Raw genomic sequence first — 15,039 nt, forward strand, 5'->3', positions numbered from 1 at the left:
AGGCGTGACGGAGGGGGAGGACAGGCGGGAGCTTTGTAACGACCCTCCCGCCTGTCCTCCCCCTCCGTCACGCCTTCGGCGCGCCACCTCCCCCTGGCGGGGGAGGAATTGAGTCAGGTCCAGTAGAGGATGCGAGCTTGCGGCAGGTGCCGGGCTACCTCCGCCGCGAAGAAGCGCTTCAGCGTTCCCATCGTCGCAGCGTCGTAGACGTATTTGAGCGAGCCGAACTTCGTCCGTTTCTCAACACGGTTCTCTGCGCCCATGTCGAGCTTCGAGGACGGATACCAGCTGTCGAGCACCGCCTTCGACCCCGGCGTGTAGCGATGCGTGATCAGCTCGATCGTGCAGTCCGTCGTGACGTCGGCGAGTGCGGCGCCGGCCTGGGCGATCAGTTCGCCATAGGCCGCCTCCCACCCCTCGGCGGCGATGATCGGTGCGATCGTCAGGCCGATCGGATAGCCCGCGTGGCCCATCCGCGCGAGCGCGGCGAGCCGCGACGCCACCGGGCTGGTTCCGCCCTCGAAACGGGCGAAGCGCGCCGGGTTTATCGAGGCGCGCATCCGCGTCCGGCCCTGATGATCGAGGCCGAGCAATGGCTCGACCGCGTCGAACTTGGTGGTGAAGCGCAATTGCACCGGCGCCTGCCACGCCCCGAACGCGGCGATCAGCGCCGACAGCGATCCGGTGAGATGTTCGAGCGCGAGCGGATCGGTGTAGCAGCTCGCTTCATAGGTCGTCCCTTCGTCAGCGCGCGCTGCGGAGCGCGAGGTGACCGTGCCCTCGCCGAGATAGTGCGGCAGCGCGGCGACGATCGCGGGCAGATTGGCATAGGCGCGGGTGATCGGCGGCCCCTTCAGCGAACCCGCGAGATAGCAATAGCTGCAATGCGCCGGGCAACCCTCGGCGAGGTCGACGCGCCAGTCGGCGGAGGGCGCGATCGGTTGCAGACGCAGCTTGCCCGGCGGCGCGACGACCACCGCCAGCGTCTTCTTGGCGGCGGCATAAGCGGCGGCGGCATCGGCGGGCAGGCCGAGCGCCAGCCGGTCGGAGGCGAGCCGCTCGACCGGAATACCCAGCGCCTCCGCACGCGCCGCGATGGCCTGGCCGTGCTCCCATGCCAGCGCCGAGCTGGTGATGAGGACGCGCCGCGGCAGCCACGGACGCGTCGGCCGGGTCTCGCTCACGGCAGGGCCTCGAACCAGGCGGCATAGGGCGTGTTCGCCGCCATGTGGCGGTTGAGATCGGGTGCGCCATCGTCCCACCACACCGGGCCGCGCTCGCCGAGCGCCTGTTTGGCGGCGTCGACGCGGCTGCGGGCGTCGCGCTCGCCGGCGGCATCCCCGGCGCGCAACGCGGTGCCGACGTCGCGGCGGGCCCGCATCAGGTCGTGGACCAGTGCCGCGCGACGATCCTCGCCGAGCGCGGGGTTGGTGCGGCGCCACAGGCGTCCGCGCACCACGATATAGCGGCCATCGGGGGTCGTGGGAGGGTCGGCATTGCGCATCGAGGTCCAACGCACCAGCCCGCCGGGCGTCGCAAGTCCTTGGTGCATGGTGGAAAGATCGTCGGCTCGCCCTACATTGCCGACGACTTCCGAGGACAATCGATGACGCGTTCGCCGGCCACTGCCGATCCCCTGCTGCTGGCCTATGGCGACAGCCTGATCGCCGGTTACGGCCTTGCCGCCGCCGACGCCTTTCCCGCCCGGCTCGAACGGACGCTGCGCAGCGACTGGCCCGATGCGGCGGTCATCGCGGCGGGGCGGTCGGGCGACACGTCGCAGGATGCGCTCACGCGATTGCCGCGAACGCTCGCCGGCCTGTCGCGCCGGCCCGATCTCGCCGTGGTGCAGATCGGCGCCAACGACGTGCTGCGGGGCATCGCGCCTGCACGGCTGCGCGCCAATCTCGACGCGATGCTGATCGAGTTCGCCCGTTGCGGCATAGCCGTGTTGATGACGACGATCGAGCCGCCCGCGCTGTTTGCCGAGCGGACGCGTGGCTATGCCGGCATCCATGCCGCGGCGGCGCGGCAGCATGGTGCGGCGACCTGCGCCTTCTTTCCCGCCGGGGTGCTCGGCCATCCCGCGATGACGCTGGCGGATCGTATCCACCCCAATGCCCGCGCGATCGATCTCGTCGTCGACGCGGTCGCGCCCGCGGTCACGGCGGCGCTGCGATCGGCGGCACGGGCGGCGGCCTGACGCTTGCCTTCGCAAAGGCGTCGGGCGAGGAGAGGCCGATGGACCGCATGACGCTGTACTTCGATGGGGGATCGCGGCCCAATCCCGACCGGATGGAGATTGCGGTGGTGAGCGGCGGGCGCACCTATATCCGTGACGATCTCGGTCCCGGCGACAATTGCACCGCGGAATGGCTGGCGTTGCTCTATGCGGTCGAGATCGCGGTGGCGGCGGGGGCCGCGGATGCGGTGTTCGTCGGCGATGCGCGCACGATCGTCGAACAGGCGCTGGGCCGCTGGCGCTGCCGCAGCCCGCAATTACAGCCGCATCTCGCCGCCTACCGCATCGCGACCGCGGGATTCGCGCGCGTCCATGTCCGCCATGTCGGCCGATCGAAGAACCTCGCCGGCATCGCGCTCGCCCGCCGGCACCCGCGCTGAACCAGGTTCATTTCGCACATGCGGAAACACTGGGGTGTCTGCGCGTTGGTCGGCGTCATCATTCAACAGGAGCGAAGCACATGAACCAGGATCAGATCGAAGGGACCGCGGGCGATCTCACCGGCAAGCTGAAGGAAGGCCTGGGCAAGGCGACCGGCGACACCGAGACGCAGAACGCCGGCGTGGTCGATCAGATCAGCGGCAAGGTGCAGAAGACCTTCGGCGATACGAAGGAAACCGTCGCCAAGAATGCCGCGCCGCTCGCCGACAAGGCGCGCAAGTTCGCCAACGAGCGTCCGTTCGCGGCAGCTGCGCTTGCCGGTGTGGTCGGTCTCGCGATCCTGAACACGCTGCGCGGCAAGACCTCGGCGTAATCGCCGGTCGGCATCGCGCACGAAAAAGGGGCGTCGGCAGCAGCCGGCGCCCCTTCTCGTTCGGTGCGGGAGCGCGGCCGGATCGCCCGGCCGCGCGTCGCATCAGGACTTGAGGCCCTTGGCCATGTTAAGATGCGCGGTCACGGTCGGGACGAGGCCGGTCGCGAAGGTCTTGAGCGCCGGCACGTCGCCGGTCGCGGCGTAACCGCGGAGCAGGTCGAGCGTCTGCTGATGGCCCGACTGTTGGGCGGTGATGTAGGCCGCGTCGAAATCGGCGCCCTTCTTGGTCTTCAGCGAATCGACGATCGTCTGCTGCTCGGCGCTGAGCTTCGGATCGGGGGTCAGCGCCGGGGTCAGGCCGGCGGTGGTCGCCTTGAGCTTGTCGGTCGAGGCGGTGTGCGCGGTGATCATCTGATTGGCGTATTTCTTCACCGCCGCCGAGCTGCTGTTGTCGAGCGCAAGCTTCGACGTCGCGATCTCGAACGCGTCGCTCGCCGCCGCCGAGTTGACGAAGGCCTGGCCGCCGGTCGCGGGGGCGACGGCGTTGGCGGTGCCGGCGGTGTTCGCGTCGAACGCCGTCGTGTCGTTGGTCGCGAGCGCGGTGTCGTTCGCGGCGGTCGTGTCGGTCTTCTGGCCGCAGGCGGCGAGCGCCAGCGCCGATGCCGACAGGATCACCATGGTTTTTCTGAGCATCTGTATCTCCCTCGTTGCGCGGCCTGAACGTCCGGGTGTTGCGAGGCGTTCCGCTTTCCGCGGGGAGCGTTCCGGGCGGCCCGACGTTGCATGTCTCATCCCCACCCACAGGAGACACGCGTTGAGCATTTTCGGCAACATCATGGGCAAGATCTTCCACCACAAGCAGGATGCCGCGCCAGCCCCCGCCGCGCCGCAGACCACGCAGGCGGCACCGACGCCGACGCCTGCACCGACCGCCGCGCCCGCCGCTGCACCGGAAGCGCCCGCCCAGCCGGTCGACGTCGGCGCGGTGCTGTCGGAAATGGCGACGATGAAGAACGGCGGCGGCAATTATCAGTCGTCGATCGTCGACCTGCTCAAGCTGCTCGACCTCGATTCCAGCCTCGCCGCGCGCAAGGAACTGGGACAGGAGCTGGGCGTGCACGCGGGTGACGACGGCAGCGCCGAGCAGAACATCGCGCTGCATCGCGCGGTGATGGCGAAGCTCGCCGAGAATGGCGGCATCGTTCCCGACAGCCTGCGCGGCTGACCGGACGGGCGGGAGCGGGCGATTCGCTCCCGTTTTCGCTTACGCCAGCGCCGCGCGCGGGATCGGGTGGCGGCGGTGCAGCATCGCCGCCACCTCGTCGCGCGGGACGCTGTGGCCGAACCAGAAGCCCTGACCGACGTCGCAGCCCTGACCGAGCAGGTAGCGCGCCTGATCCTCGGTCTCGATCCCCTCGGCAACCACGATCATGCCGAGGCGATGGCCCAGCGCCACCACCGCATCGACGATCGCCGCATCGCCCGCGTCCCGGTCGATATGGCTGATGAAGCTGCGGTCGATCTTGATGGTATGGACCGGAAACGCCTTGAGGTGGGTCAGCGAGGCATAGCCGGTGCCGAAATCGTCCAGGGCGATATGCACGCCGGCACGGCTGAACGTCTCCAGCATCGTCGCGACGCATTCGGCGCCGCGACCGACGAACACCGTCTCGGTCACTTCCAGCTCGAGCCGGTCGAACGGCACGCCGGCCCGCTCCAGGCGGCCGAGGATGCGGTCGGTGAGGTCGTCGCGGCGGAATTCCGCCGGCGACAGGTTGAAGGCGATCCGCCCGAAATCGAGCCCGGCATCGAGCCAGCGGCGCATGTCGCCGACGATCGCACCGAGCATCCGCTCGCTTAGCCCCAGCGCCAGCTCGAAATCCTCGAACGCCGCGCAGATCGTCGCGGGCGCCTGCGGGCCGAAGGTCGGATGCTGCCAGCGCAGCAGCGCCTCGAACCCGCACACCCGCCCGGTGTCCAGTGCCACCTTGGGCTGGTAATATGGCAGGATCCGGTCGTCGCGGATCACGTCGCGCGCGATGCTGAGCATCGACGAGCGGCGTTGCAGGTCGGCGCGCATCGGCGGTTCGAACATCAGCAACCCGCCGCGATATTGCGCCTTGGCGGCATAGAGCGCGATGTCCGCCGCCTTGAGCAGTTCGGCAGCGGTCTCGCCATGCGTAGGGAACAGCGAGCCGCCGGCGGTCGCCTGGCAATCGAGGATGCGGCCCTCGTGCGACAGCGGCTCGCGCACGGCGTGCAGCGCGGTGCGGACGCGGTCGATCACCGCCGGCGCGTCGCCGTGGCTCGCGATCACCGCGGCGAATTCGTCGCCACCGAGCCGTGCCAGCGTGCAACCCGCGCCGAGCGCGCGATGCAGCCGTTCGCCGAGCGTGCGCAGCACGACATCGCCGGCGTCATGGCCGATCGTGTCGTTGGTCTCCTTGAGGTCGTCGACGTCGAGCAGCACCAGCGTGACCTCGCCGCCCGCTGCGCGCGCCTGTGCGATCGCCGCCTCGAGCCGCTCGCCGAATTTGGCGCGATTGGGCAGGCCGGTGAGCGCGTCGTGGTGTGCGGCGAAGCGGATACGCTCTTCGGCGGTGCGCTCCTCGGTGACGTCGCGGGTGGTGACGAGGACGCGACTGAGCTTGCCCGACGGCGCCTCGATCCGCCAGCCGCCGGTCCTGATCCAGCGTTCCTCGCCGGTGTCGGCGCGGTGGATGCGCAGGATGGTGTCGAAGCGATGACTGCCGTCGCCGGCGTCGACCGCGGCGATCAGCGCCTGCAGGCGGTGGCGATCCTCGGGAACGACCAGATCGAGCGCGACCGGCACCGACGCGGCGGCGTCGAGCGGCAGGCCGAGCATCGCCTTGAGCTCGTCCGACCATTGGCGCTGGCCCGAGGTCGCATCATAGTCCCAGATGCCGAGTCCGGCGGCATGCGCGGCGAGGCGGAAGCGCCGCTCGCTGTCGCGCAGCGCGCGTTCGGTCAGCTTGCGATCGTGGATGTCCTCCAGCGTCCCGTACCAGCGGATCGTCGCGCCGGATTCGTCGCGCCGGGCGGTCGCGCGCGAGCGGAACCAGCGATAGTCGCCGTCGGGGGACCGCAGCCGGTATTCGAGGTCGATCGCCTTTCCGGTCGCCACCGAGGCCCGCCATGCCGACATCGTCGGCGCGCGATCCTCGGGATGGAGCGCGCTCAGCCAGCGCGTTCCCATCGCGTCGCCCGCCGCGCCGCCGGTCACCGCCTTCCAGCGCGAGCTGACCGTCTCGACGAGGCCGTCGGGGCCGGCCGTCCAGGTGATCTGCGGGTTGAGTTCGACGGTGTGGCGGTAATGTTCCTCGCTCTCGCGCAGCCGCTCCTCGGCGGCGCGGCGGGCGGAGATGTCCTGCGCGATCGTGATCGTCGACATCGCGGTGCCGGCGGCGTCGCAGACGAACGAAACGTTGATGTCGCACCACAAGGCGCTGCCATCCGGCCGGACGAAACGGGCCTCGACCTCGAACGGCGTCGAGCGCGCGCGATGGTCGTCGTAGGTGGCGAGGACGCGAGGCAGATCCTCGGGGTGGAGGAACGCCTCGATCGACAGGCCGGTCAGTTCGGCCGCGCGGCGCCCGACGAGTTCGCAGAACCGGTCGTTGACCGCGAGCACGCGGTGGCGGCGGTCGCGGTGCAGCAGGCCGATGCGCGCGCGGCTCAGGACCGTGCTGAGCGGCAGTCCGGTGTCGAGCCCGGCGACGGCGCGGGCGACCGCGGCGCGGATGGCAGCCGGATCGATCGGCGGTTCTGCGCGACATGCCGAGTCGACTTCGACCAAGTCTTTGCGATCAAATCCGCTTTCCTCCCAACGATCCACTTTTCTATCCTTCGCGCGATCGGTCGCCCGTCCGGCTTGGGTGGCGGTCGCTTAACGAAGGGTAACGGAACCGTTTTGACTGGTTCGCCGGCGCACTCAGCCGGCGGGGGGCAGTTGCTGCGCCAGTGTGGCGTTCTGCCGGCGCATGTGCCGCAGCGCTTCGGCGACGCGATCCGCGTCGAGCGCATCGACGATCGGATCGTAGCCGGTCGGCACGATCCCCTGGCCAAGCAGCACCGCCACCCAGCTCGGCACGGTGAACAGCTCGTCGTCGTAGCGGAAGATGCGCCCCTTCTCGGCGAACAGCGCGAGCTTGCGTGCCAGCGTCTCGGGCAGCGCCATCGTTCCCACGTGCCGCCAGAACGGCGTGTCGCGGCGGCGCGTCGCGGCGTAATGGAGGATGATGAAATCGCGGATCGCGGTGTAGTGATCGGCCATCAGCCGGTTGTATTCGTCGCGTACGACCGGGCTGAAGCGATCGTCCGGGAACAGCGCGAACAGCTTCGCTATCCCTTCCTGGATGAGGTGGATGCTGGTCGACTCGAGCGGTTCGAGGAAGCCGCCGGCGAGGCCGAGCGCGACGACGTTGCCCGCCCAGCTCTGCCGCCGCCGGCCGGCGGTGAACGACAGGCGGCGCGGCGTGGCGGTCGGCGCGGCGTCGAGATTGGCCAACAGGATGCGCTCGGCGGAGTCGTCGTCGGTGAAGGCGCTGGCATAGACGTGGCCGTTGCCGGTGCGGTGTTGCAGCGGGATGCGCCATTGCCAGCCGGCGTCATGCGCGGTGGCGCGGGTATAGGGCAGCAGCGGCTGCGTCCGTTCGGTCGGCACCGCGATCGCGCGATCGCAGGGCAGCCAGTGCGACCAATCCTCGAAGCCGACGCCCATCGCCTCGCCGAGCAACAGGCTGCGAAAGCCCGAGCAATCGAGGAACAGGTCGCCCGCGATCCGCCGATCCCCCTCCAGCCGCACCGCCGTCACATGGCCGCGTTCGTCCTGCTCGACGCCGGTGATCCGCCCCTCGACGCGCACCGTGCCCTGCTCCTCGGCGCGGCGGCGCAGAAAGGCGGCGTAGAGGCCGGCGTCGAAATGATAGGCATAATCGACTCCCGACAGCGGCGAGCGCGGGTCGGGGGAGGGCGGTGCGAAGCGGCCGGCGCGCGCGGCGACGGCGGCCATCGCATAGCCTTCGAAGTCGCCGATGCCCGGCCGCTCGCGCAACTTGAGCCAGAGCTGGTGGAAGTTGAGCCCTTCGATGTCGCGACCGGGCGTGCCGAACGGGTGCATGTAGCGCTCGCCCCGCGCGCCCCAGTCGACGAATTCGATGCCGAGCTTGGGCGTACCGCCGGTCGCGCGCAGGAAGTCCGCCTCGTCGATCCCCAGCCGGGCGTTGAAGCCGCGGATCGGCGGGATCGTCGCCTCGCCGACGCCGACGGTGCCGATCGCCTCGGATTCGACCAAGGTGATCGTCCGCTGCCCGTCGTTGAGGAAGCGCGAGGCGGCGGCCGCCGCCATCCAGCCGGCGGTGCCACCGCCGACGATCACCACCCGGCCGATCGGTGTTCCGCTCATCGCCTGCCCCGCTGCGCCGCCATGAGGTACTCCGGATAGGCGGGCAGACCGGCGGGTAGCGCAGCGACCGCGTTGCGCAATTGCGTCAGCGCGGCGACCGCGCTCGCCCGCGGCACCGACAGCGCCAGCGGATCGGCGCGTACCGGCCGGACGCCGAGCCCGATCAGCGCCTGCTGCCACGCCGCCTGTGGCAGCATCTCCTCTTCCAGCGGCGGCAAAGTGCCGCGCTGACCGAATTGGGCGAGCGCCGTTGCCAGTTCGGCAGGCGGTTGCTGCGAGCGCCGCGCGTGCCAGAAATCGCCGCGCCGCCGGCCGACCAGATAGAAGGCCGCGGCATAGGCGTGGAGCCGGTCGGCGCGCAGCGTCGCGCGGCGGTTGTATTCGGCGACGAGCAGCGGCTCGGGCGTCCGTGCCGGCATCAATGCCAGCGCCAGTTCGAGCTGCGCCAGCGCCAGCGTATAGCCATGCCAGCCCAATGGCCCCAGCGTCGCGGCCGCATCGCCGAGCGCCAGTACGTTGCCGGCAAAGGGCACGACCTGCCGCCGCGGACGGATCGTGATGCGCTCGCTTCGGCCCGGCATCTGCTTGGCGGCGCGCGCGTCGCTGGTCGTGGCGCTGGCATAAGCGACGCCGGCGAGCGTGCGACCCGCGAGCGGCCAACGCGCGGTCCAGCCGTCGGTGGTCGCGTCGTACCGGTCGAGCGGCGACGGGCGCGGCGGCGCGGCGGCGAGCAGCAGCCGGTCGACGGGCAGGGTGGTGGCCCAGTCGAGCCACGCGGTATCCGCGGCGGCGAGCAGGGCGGCGGGTCCGGTCGCGTCGACGAACAGGTCGCCGGTCAGCGCGCTACCGTCGTCCATGGCGAGCGCACGCACGGTCTCGCCGTCGCGGACGACGCGAAGCTGCTGTGGTGCGACGACGCGCACCCGCGCCGCGCGCAGCGCCGCGGCGAAGAAGGGCGTCGCCGCATCGGCGTCGAGCCGCAACGTGTAATTGACGCGCGACAGCAAGGATCGCGGATCGCTTGCCGGTGGCGCGAACCGCTCCGCCGCCGCCAGCGTCGCGGCGGGAACCAGCGCGTCATAGGGGCCGTCGCCGTGCGCCAGCCACATCTGGTGCACCGCCGCGCCGGCGAGGTTCGGCACGCCCTCGCCCTCGCCGATCGTGAAGGACGCATCGCCCCAAGTGAAGCGTTCGCCCATGCGGTGCGTCGCCGCCCCCGCTGCCACCATCGCCGCCTCGTCCAGGCCCAGCGCGTCGAACGCCTCGGCGACCTGCGGCGTCACCGCGGGCAGGCGATCGGCGAGCGCCGCCGGGTCGGGCGCGGTGGCGACGAGGGTCACTGTCGCGTGCGGCAGCGCGCGCGCGAAGCCGAGCGCCGCGGTCAAGGCGACGAGGCCGCCGCCGACCACGACGACGCTCTGCGGGCTTTCGCGCCGGTTCACGCCGCCGCCCGCAGATAGGTCGCGTGATCGGGCATCGTCGCGACCGCGGCGGCGATACCGCTGCGCAGGGCGGCCAATGCGCGATCGAGCGCGGCGCCGTCGGGCAGATCGGCGCGCGGATCCCAGCCGTCGGGCACGACGTTCTGGCCGAGATAGACCGCGACCCAGCTCGGTTCGAGGAACAGGCCGTGGCTGTAGCGCGACACCTGCGCGGTCTGCCGCCACAGCGCCATCTTCTCGGCGAGGCTGTCGGGGATCGTCATCGTGCGGACGTGGTCCCAGAAGGGCGAATCGTCGCGCGTCGTCGCGTGATAATGGAGGATCAGGAAGTCGCGCAGTCGGTCGTATTCGGCGTCGACCAAGGCGTTGAAGCCGTCGCGGTCGGCATCGGTGACGCGGGCTGCGGGGAAATGCTCGACCAATTGCGTGATCGCCATCTGCACCAGATAGATGCTGGTCGATTCCAGCGGTTCGAGGAACCCCGAGGCGAGGCCGATCGACAGCACGTTGCCGACCCAGCTGCGCCGCCGCCGCCCGGCGCGGAAGCGCAGATGGCGCGGCTCGGCGAGCGGCGGACTCTCCAGCGCGTCGACCAGCGCGTCGGTCGCGGCGCCTTCGGACAGATGCGCGCTCGAATAGACGTAGCCGTTGCCGATGCGGTGGGTGAGGGGGATGCGCCAGCGCCAGCCGGCGGCCATCGCGGTGGCGCGGGTGTACGGCTCGATGCCGCCGTCGGGCGAGGCGCAGGGCGCGGCGACGGCGCGATCGCAGGGCAGCCAGTGCGACCAATCCTCCCACGCCTCGTCCATCGCGCCGCCGATCAGCAGCGCGCGAAACCCCGAGCAGTCGATGAACAGATCGCCCTCGATCCGCTGGCCATCGGCGAGGGTGATCGCGACGACGTCGCCGCTGTCCGCATCGCGGTCGACGCCGGTCACCAGACCCTCGGTGCGCACCGCGCCGCGCGCCTCGGCATGGGCGCGCAGGAAGGGCGCGAAGCGGGTCGCGTCGAATTGATAGGCATAGCCGAAGGCGCTCGCCAGATCGTGCGGATCGCTGCCCGGGCGGGTGAAGCGCTGCGCCGCGGCGGCGACCACCGCGGTCGAATAGTCGCCGATCGCCGCGGTCGCGCCGGCGTGATGGCGCCGCAGCCAATAATGGTGGAAGCCGACGCCGTCGAGCGGCCGGCCGTAGCTGCCGAACGGATGGATGTAGGAATCGCCGATCGCGCCGAAGTCGCGGAACTCGATGCCGAGCTTGAAGGTCGCATGGGTGGCGGCCATGAACGCCGCCTCGTCGATGCCGAGCCGGGTGACGAAGGCGCGCAGATGCGGCAGCGTCGCCTCGCCGACGCCGACGATGCCGATCTCCTGCGATTCGACCAGGTGGACCGTCGCGGCGCCGGGGGCCAGCGTCGCCAGCGCGGCGGCGGTCATCCAGCCGGCGGTGCCGCCCCCGACGATCACCACCCTGATCCGCTGCTCCGCCCGCACTGGCCGCTCTCCCCTCATATTCCCGCGCAAGCCACGACCTCTACAGGGAATGTCCATCGTTGACAGCGGCTTCGTGGCACGGCTTTGGTGCCGCTACCACGATGTAGATGGCTCCCGGGGAGAGGATGATGGTTTTGAGGTTCGGTACGGCTTGCGCAGCGCTCGCGCTGATGGTGGGTGCGTCGCCCGCAATTGCGCAGCAGCAGGCGGCCAGCGCCGCCGTTCCCGCCGCCGCCACCGCGCATCCCGAGCAATGGCCGCTGCTGCCGATGCAGTTGAAGCGCGACGCCAAGGTCGAGGCACGCGTCGCCGCGATCCTCGCCAAGATGAGCATCGAGGACAAGGTCGGCCAGCTCATCCAGGTCGACATCGCCAGCATCACGCCCAAGGATCTCGAGACGTACAAGCTCGGCTCGATCCTCAACGGCGGCAATTCGGCGCCCAATGGCGACGAATTCGCCCCCGCGCCGGAATGGCTCAAGCTGTTCGACGCCTTCTACGACGCCTCGGTCAAGCGCTCTGACGGCCGCCCGGTGGTGCCGGTGATCTGGGGCACCGACGCGGTCCACGGCGCCAACAATATCGTCGGCGCGACGCTGTTCCCGCATAACATCGGCCTCGGCGCGATGCGCGACCCCGCCCTCATCAAGAAGATCGGCGCGGTCACCGCCGCCGAAACCGCCGCGACCGGCATCGACTGGAGCTTCGCACCGACCGTCGCGGTGGTGCAGGACGATCGCTGGGGCCGCACCTACGAAAGCTATTCCGAAGACCCGGCGATCGTCGCTTCCTATGCCGGCCAGATGGTCGAGGGCATTCAGGGAACGATCGGTCAGGACTTCATGAAGCCCGGCCACGTCATCGCTTCGGTCAAGCATTTCCTCGGCGACGGCGGCACCGGCGGCCACGATCAGGGCGACACGCGCGTGTCGGAGACGGTGCTGCGCGAAGTGCATGGCGCAGGCTATATGACCGCGCTGCCCGCCGGCGCGCTGACGGTAATGCCGAGCTTCTCGAGCTGGAACGGCGAGAAGATGACCGGCAACACGAGCCTGCTCACCGGCGTGCTCAAGGACCGCTGGGGCTTTCAGGGCTTCACCATCGGCGACTGGAACGCGCACGGCCAGGTGACGGGCTGCACCAACGAGGATTGCGCCCCCGCGATCAACGCCGGGCTCGACATGTTCATGTATTCCGGTCCGAAGTGGAAGGAGCTCTACGCCAATACGCTGCGCGAGGCGAAGGCCGGCACGATCCCCGCCGCGCGGCTCGACGATGCGGTGCGCCGCATCCTGCGGGTCAAGATGATCGCCGGCACGTTCGACAACGGCCGGCCGTCGGCGCGGCCGATGTCGGGCAAGTTCGCGCTGCTCGGCGCGCCCGAACATCGCGCGATCGCGCGGCAGGCGGTGCGCGAATCGCTCGTGCTGCTCAAGAACAACGGCGGCGTGCTGCCGGTGAAGCCGGGTGCCACCATCCTCGTCGCCGGGCGCGGTGCCGACAATATCGGCCAGCAGGCCGGCGGCTGGTCGATCACCTGGCAGGGCACCGACGTCGCCAACAAGGATTTCCCCAACGGCCAGTCGATCTGGTCGGGGATCGATGCGGCAGCGCGCGCCGCCGGCGGCAAGGCGACGCTCGCGGTCGACGGTGCCTTCACCGCGAAGCCCGACGTCGCGATCGTCGTGTTCGGCGAGACGCCCTATGCCGAATTCACCGGCGACCGGCCGAGCCTCGAATACAGCCCCGACGACAAGAGCGACCTCGCGTTGCTCAAGAAGCTGAAGGCGGCGGGCGTGCCGACCGTCGCGGTCTTCCTCTCGGGCCGGCCGATGTGGGTCAATCCGGAAATGAACGCCGCCGACGCCTTCGTCGCCGCCTTCCTGCCGGGGACCGAGGGCGGCGGCGTCGCCGACGTGCTGGTCGCCGGCAAAAGCGGGCGTCCGGTCGCCGACTTCCACGGCAAATTGAGCTTCAGCTGGCCGAAGCGGATCGACCAGAATGTGCTCAATCGCGCCGATCCGGGCTACGACCCGCTGTTCCCGATCGGCTTCGGCCTGACCTATGCCGACAAGGCGACGCTCGCCCGGCTCGACGAGACCAAGCCCAAGGTCGCGGCGGGCGACCAGAATGCGTTGTTTGTGCGCGGCCGCGTCGCCGGTGGCGCGCGGATCGGCACGACCGGCGCTGCGGTGCAGACGCGCACCGACCGGCGCGGGCAGGAGGACAGCCTGCGCCTGACCTACCAGGGCGCGGGCAGCGTCGCGATCGAACAGGCGATGCCGATCGACCTGACGCGCGAATCCAACGGCGATCTCAGCCTGATCGTCGAATATCGCGTCACCGCCAAGCCGACCGGCGCGGTCACCGTCGGCGTCGCCGATACGGGTAAGTCCGCAACGGTCGCATTGACGAACCAGCTCGCGGTGGGCGATTGGGCGACCGTGGCGGTGCCGCTGCGGTGCTTCGCCAATCAGGGGGTCGTGATGAACAAGGTGACCAAGCCGTTCGAACTGGCGAGCAGCGGTGCGCTCGGCATCGACGTGTCGACCATCCGCATCGGCAGCGCCACCACGCCGATCGCCTGCGGTGCCAAATGAGCGGGGGTGATCTGTCGCGCCGCGGCCTGATCGGCGGCGCGGCGCTGCTGACGCTCGCCGGCGCGGCGGGGGCGCAGACCGTCGCCGGGGAGGAGGTCGTGCCGCTGTGGCCGGGCCGCATCCCCGGCGCGCCGGGCAAGACGATCCCGCGCAAGATCGAGGAGCGGTCGAAGACCGCGGGCTTCACCGACCGCTGGGTGACCGGCGTCGACGTGCCCGCGCTGGTCGTCAAGCGGCCGGCGCGTCCCAACGGTGCGGCGGTGCTGCTGGTGCCCGGCGGCGGCTATGGCTTCCTCGCCTATGACAATGAGGGGATCGAACAGGCGCGCTGGCTCAATGCGCTGGGCGTCACCTGCTTCATCCTGCTCTATCGCCTGCCGGGCGAAGGCTGGAGCGAGCGGCGGCTGGTGCCGCTACAGGACGCGCAGCGTGCGATGCGCGTGATCCGCAGCCGTGCGGACAGCTTCGGCGTCGATGCCAAGCGGATCGCGGTGATCGGCTTCTCGGCGGGCGGGCATCTCGCCGGTTCGCTGGCGACGCGGCATGGCGAGCGCGTCTATGCGCCGGTCGATGCCGCCGACACGCTGTCGGCGCGGCCGGATCTCGCCGGGCTGATCTACCCGGTGATCAGCATGGACGCGGCGATCACGCACAAGGGCTCGCGCGACAATCTGCTGGGGGCGACGCCTTCGGCGGAAGAGGTCGCGGCGGCGTCGGTCGAAAAGCGCGTCACGGCGGAGACGCCGCCGGTCTTCCTCGTCCACGCCGGTGACGATGGCGCGGTGCCGATCGCCAACAGCCTCAGCATGTATGCGGCGCTGCTCGCAGCGAAGCGCGCGGCGGAGATGCATGTGTTCGACGAAGGCGGGCACGGCTTCGGCGTGCGGCTGGCGAAGACGGTGCCGACGGCGGCATGGCCGACGCTGTTCGCGACCTATGCCGCGCGCAAGGGTGTGTTTCCCGGCTGAGGCGCCGTTCGCCCTGAACCTGTCGAAGCCAGTTTTGAGCGTTGCTACGGGCGGCGTCGAAGGGGGCAGGTGAGACTCAGGCCCTTCGACAGGCTGAGGGCGAACGGTGAGAAAG

The 15,039-nt window shown here is 70.3% G+C and carries 13 protein-coding genes; 6 read left to right on the forward strand and 7 right to left on the reverse strand.

Annotated elements, in window-relative coordinates; all coding sequences use genetic code 11:
* Positions 1–113 precede the first annotated feature (113 nt).
* Together FFS23_RS06025 and FFS23_RS06030 are read right to left on the reverse strand one after the other, a co-directional pair.
* A complete protein-coding gene (locus tag FFS23_RS06025; RefSeq protein ID WP_137897873.1) occupies positions 114–1,184 on the reverse strand; it encodes a spore photoproduct lyase family protein in 1,071 nt (356 codons plus the stop codon).
* Positions 1,181–1,504: a hypothetical protein gene (locus FFS23_RS06030; protein ID WP_137897941.1), complete on the reverse strand. Its 324-nt coding sequence runs from the start codon at positions 1,502–1,504 to the stop codon at positions 1,181–1,183. Before FFS23_RS06030 ends, FFS23_RS06025 begins: the two co-directional genes overlap by 4 nt.
* Before the next feature lie 102 nt (positions 1,505–1,606).
* Between FFS23_RS06030 and FFS23_RS06035 the strand changes: the two genes are divergently transcribed.
* From FFS23_RS06035 to FFS23_RS06045, 3 genes are all read left to right on the forward strand, one after another.
* Positions 1,607–2,203, forward strand: coding sequence for a GDSL-type esterase/lipase family protein (locus FFS23_RS06035; RefSeq protein WP_137897874.1), 597 nt, complete (start codon positions 1,607–1,609; stop codon positions 2,201–2,203).
* 38 nt (positions 2,204–2,241) lie between these two features.
* On the forward strand, positions 2,242–2,622 hold the full coding sequence (locus FFS23_RS06040; RefSeq protein ID WP_249340545.1) for a reverse transcriptase-like protein: 381 nt from the start codon (positions 2,242–2,244) through the stop codon (positions 2,620–2,622).
* Positions 2,623–2,702: 80 nt separating this feature from the next.
* Complete coding sequence (locus FFS23_RS06045; RefSeq protein ID WP_038662454.1) at positions 2,703–2,996, forward strand: CsbD family protein; 294 nt, start codon at positions 2,703–2,705, stop codon at positions 2,994–2,996.
* A 102-nt stretch (positions 2,997–3,098) separates the two neighbouring features.
* Here the strand turns inward: FFS23_RS06045 and FFS23_RS06050 are convergent, their stop codons facing one another.
* Positions 3,099–3,689, reverse strand: coding sequence for a DUF4142 domain-containing protein (locus FFS23_RS06050; RefSeq protein ID WP_249340546.1), 591 nt, complete (start codon positions 3,687–3,689; stop codon positions 3,099–3,101).
* A 121-nt stretch (positions 3,690–3,810) separates the two neighbouring features.
* Here FFS23_RS06050 and FFS23_RS06055 point away from each other — a divergent pair, with 121 nt between their 5' ends.
* On the forward strand, positions 3,811–4,221 hold the full coding sequence (locus FFS23_RS06055; RefSeq protein WP_137897875.1) for a DUF3597 family protein: 411 nt from the start codon (positions 3,811–3,813) through the stop codon (positions 4,219–4,221).
* A 39-nt stretch (positions 4,222–4,260) separates the two neighbouring features.
* Here FFS23_RS06055 and FFS23_RS06060 read toward each other — a convergent pair whose 3' ends face one another.
* From FFS23_RS06060 to FFS23_RS06075, 4 genes are all read right to left on the reverse strand, one after another.
* Positions 4,261–6,813: a sensor domain-containing protein gene (locus tag FFS23_RS06060; RefSeq protein WP_171009384.1), complete on the reverse strand. Its 2,553-nt coding sequence runs from the start codon at positions 6,811–6,813 to the stop codon at positions 4,261–4,263.
* Between the two features lie 135 nt (positions 6,814–6,948).
* The gene (locus tag FFS23_RS06065; protein ID WP_137897877.1) at positions 6,949–8,421 is read right to left on the reverse strand and encodes a tryptophan halogenase family protein; all 1,473 of its coding nucleotides are present in this window, start codon (positions 8,419–8,421) and stop codon (positions 6,949–6,951) included.
* Complete coding sequence (locus FFS23_RS06070) at positions 8,418–9,863, reverse strand: tryptophan 7-halogenase (RefSeq protein ID WP_171009385.1); 1,446 nt, start codon at positions 9,861–9,863, stop codon at positions 8,418–8,420. Before FFS23_RS06070 ends, FFS23_RS06065 begins: the two co-directional genes overlap by 4 nt.
* On the reverse strand, positions 9,860–11,374 hold the full coding sequence (locus FFS23_RS06075) for a tryptophan halogenase family protein (RefSeq protein WP_137897944.1): 1,515 nt from the start codon (positions 11,372–11,374) through the stop codon (positions 9,860–9,862). Before FFS23_RS06075 ends, FFS23_RS06070 begins: the two co-directional genes overlap by 4 nt.
* Before the next feature lie 107 nt (positions 11,375–11,481).
* Between FFS23_RS06075 and FFS23_RS06080 the strand changes: the two genes are divergently transcribed.
* Entirely contained in the window at positions 11,482–13,956 is a 2,475-nt protein-coding gene (locus tag FFS23_RS06080; RefSeq protein ID WP_171009386.1) for a glycoside hydrolase family 3 protein, read from the forward strand.
* On the forward strand, positions 13,953–14,924 hold the full coding sequence (locus FFS23_RS06085) for an alpha/beta hydrolase (protein ID WP_137897879.1): 972 nt from the start codon (positions 13,953–13,955) through the stop codon (positions 14,922–14,924). Before FFS23_RS06080 ends, FFS23_RS06085 begins: the two co-directional genes overlap by 4 nt.
* Positions 14,925–15,039: the final 115 nt, after the last annotated feature.

Origin of the sequence: Sphingomonas sp. 2SG, from assembly GCF_005503285.1 — a bacterium.
Taxonomy (GTDB): Bacteria; Pseudomonadota; Alphaproteobacteria; order Sphingomonadales; family Sphingomonadaceae; genus Sphingomonas; species Sphingomonas taxi.

Excerpts from the sequence above, each read along its gene's own strand:
- FFS23_RS06030 (WP_137897941.1), bottom strand. The coding sequence starts at position 1,504 with ATGCGCAATGCCGACCCTCCCACGACCCCCGATGGCCGCTATATCGTG.
- FFS23_RS06035 (WP_137897874.1), top strand. The coding sequence starts at position 1,607 with ATGACGCGTTCGCCGGCCACTGCCGATCCCCTGCTGCTGGCCTATGGC.
- FFS23_RS06040 (WP_249340545.1), top strand. The coding sequence starts at position 2,242 with ATGGACCGCATGACGCTGTACTTCGATGGGGGATCGCGGCCCAATCCC.
- FFS23_RS06045 (WP_038662454.1), top strand. The coding sequence starts at position 2,703 with ATGAACCAGGATCAGATCGAAGGGACCGCGGGCGATCTCACCGGCAAG.
- FFS23_RS06050 (WP_249340546.1), bottom strand. The coding sequence starts at position 3,689 with ATGCTCAGAAAAACCATGGTGATCCTGTCGGCATCGGCGCTGGCGCTC.
- FFS23_RS06065 (WP_137897877.1), bottom strand. The coding sequence starts at position 8,421 with ATGAGCGGAACACCGATCGGCCGGGTGGTGATCGTCGGCGGTGGCACC.
- FFS23_RS06075 (WP_137897944.1), bottom strand. The coding sequence starts at position 11,374 with ATGAGGGGAGAGCGGCCAGTGCGGGCGGAGCAGCGGATCAGGGTGGTG.
- FFS23_RS06080 (WP_171009386.1), top strand. The coding sequence starts at position 11,482 with ATGATGGTTTTGAGGTTCGGTACGGCTTGCGCAGCGCTCGCGCTGATG.
- FFS23_RS06085 (WP_137897879.1), top strand. The coding sequence starts at position 13,953 with ATGAGCGGGGGTGATCTGTCGCGCCGCGGCCTGATCGGCGGCGCGGCG.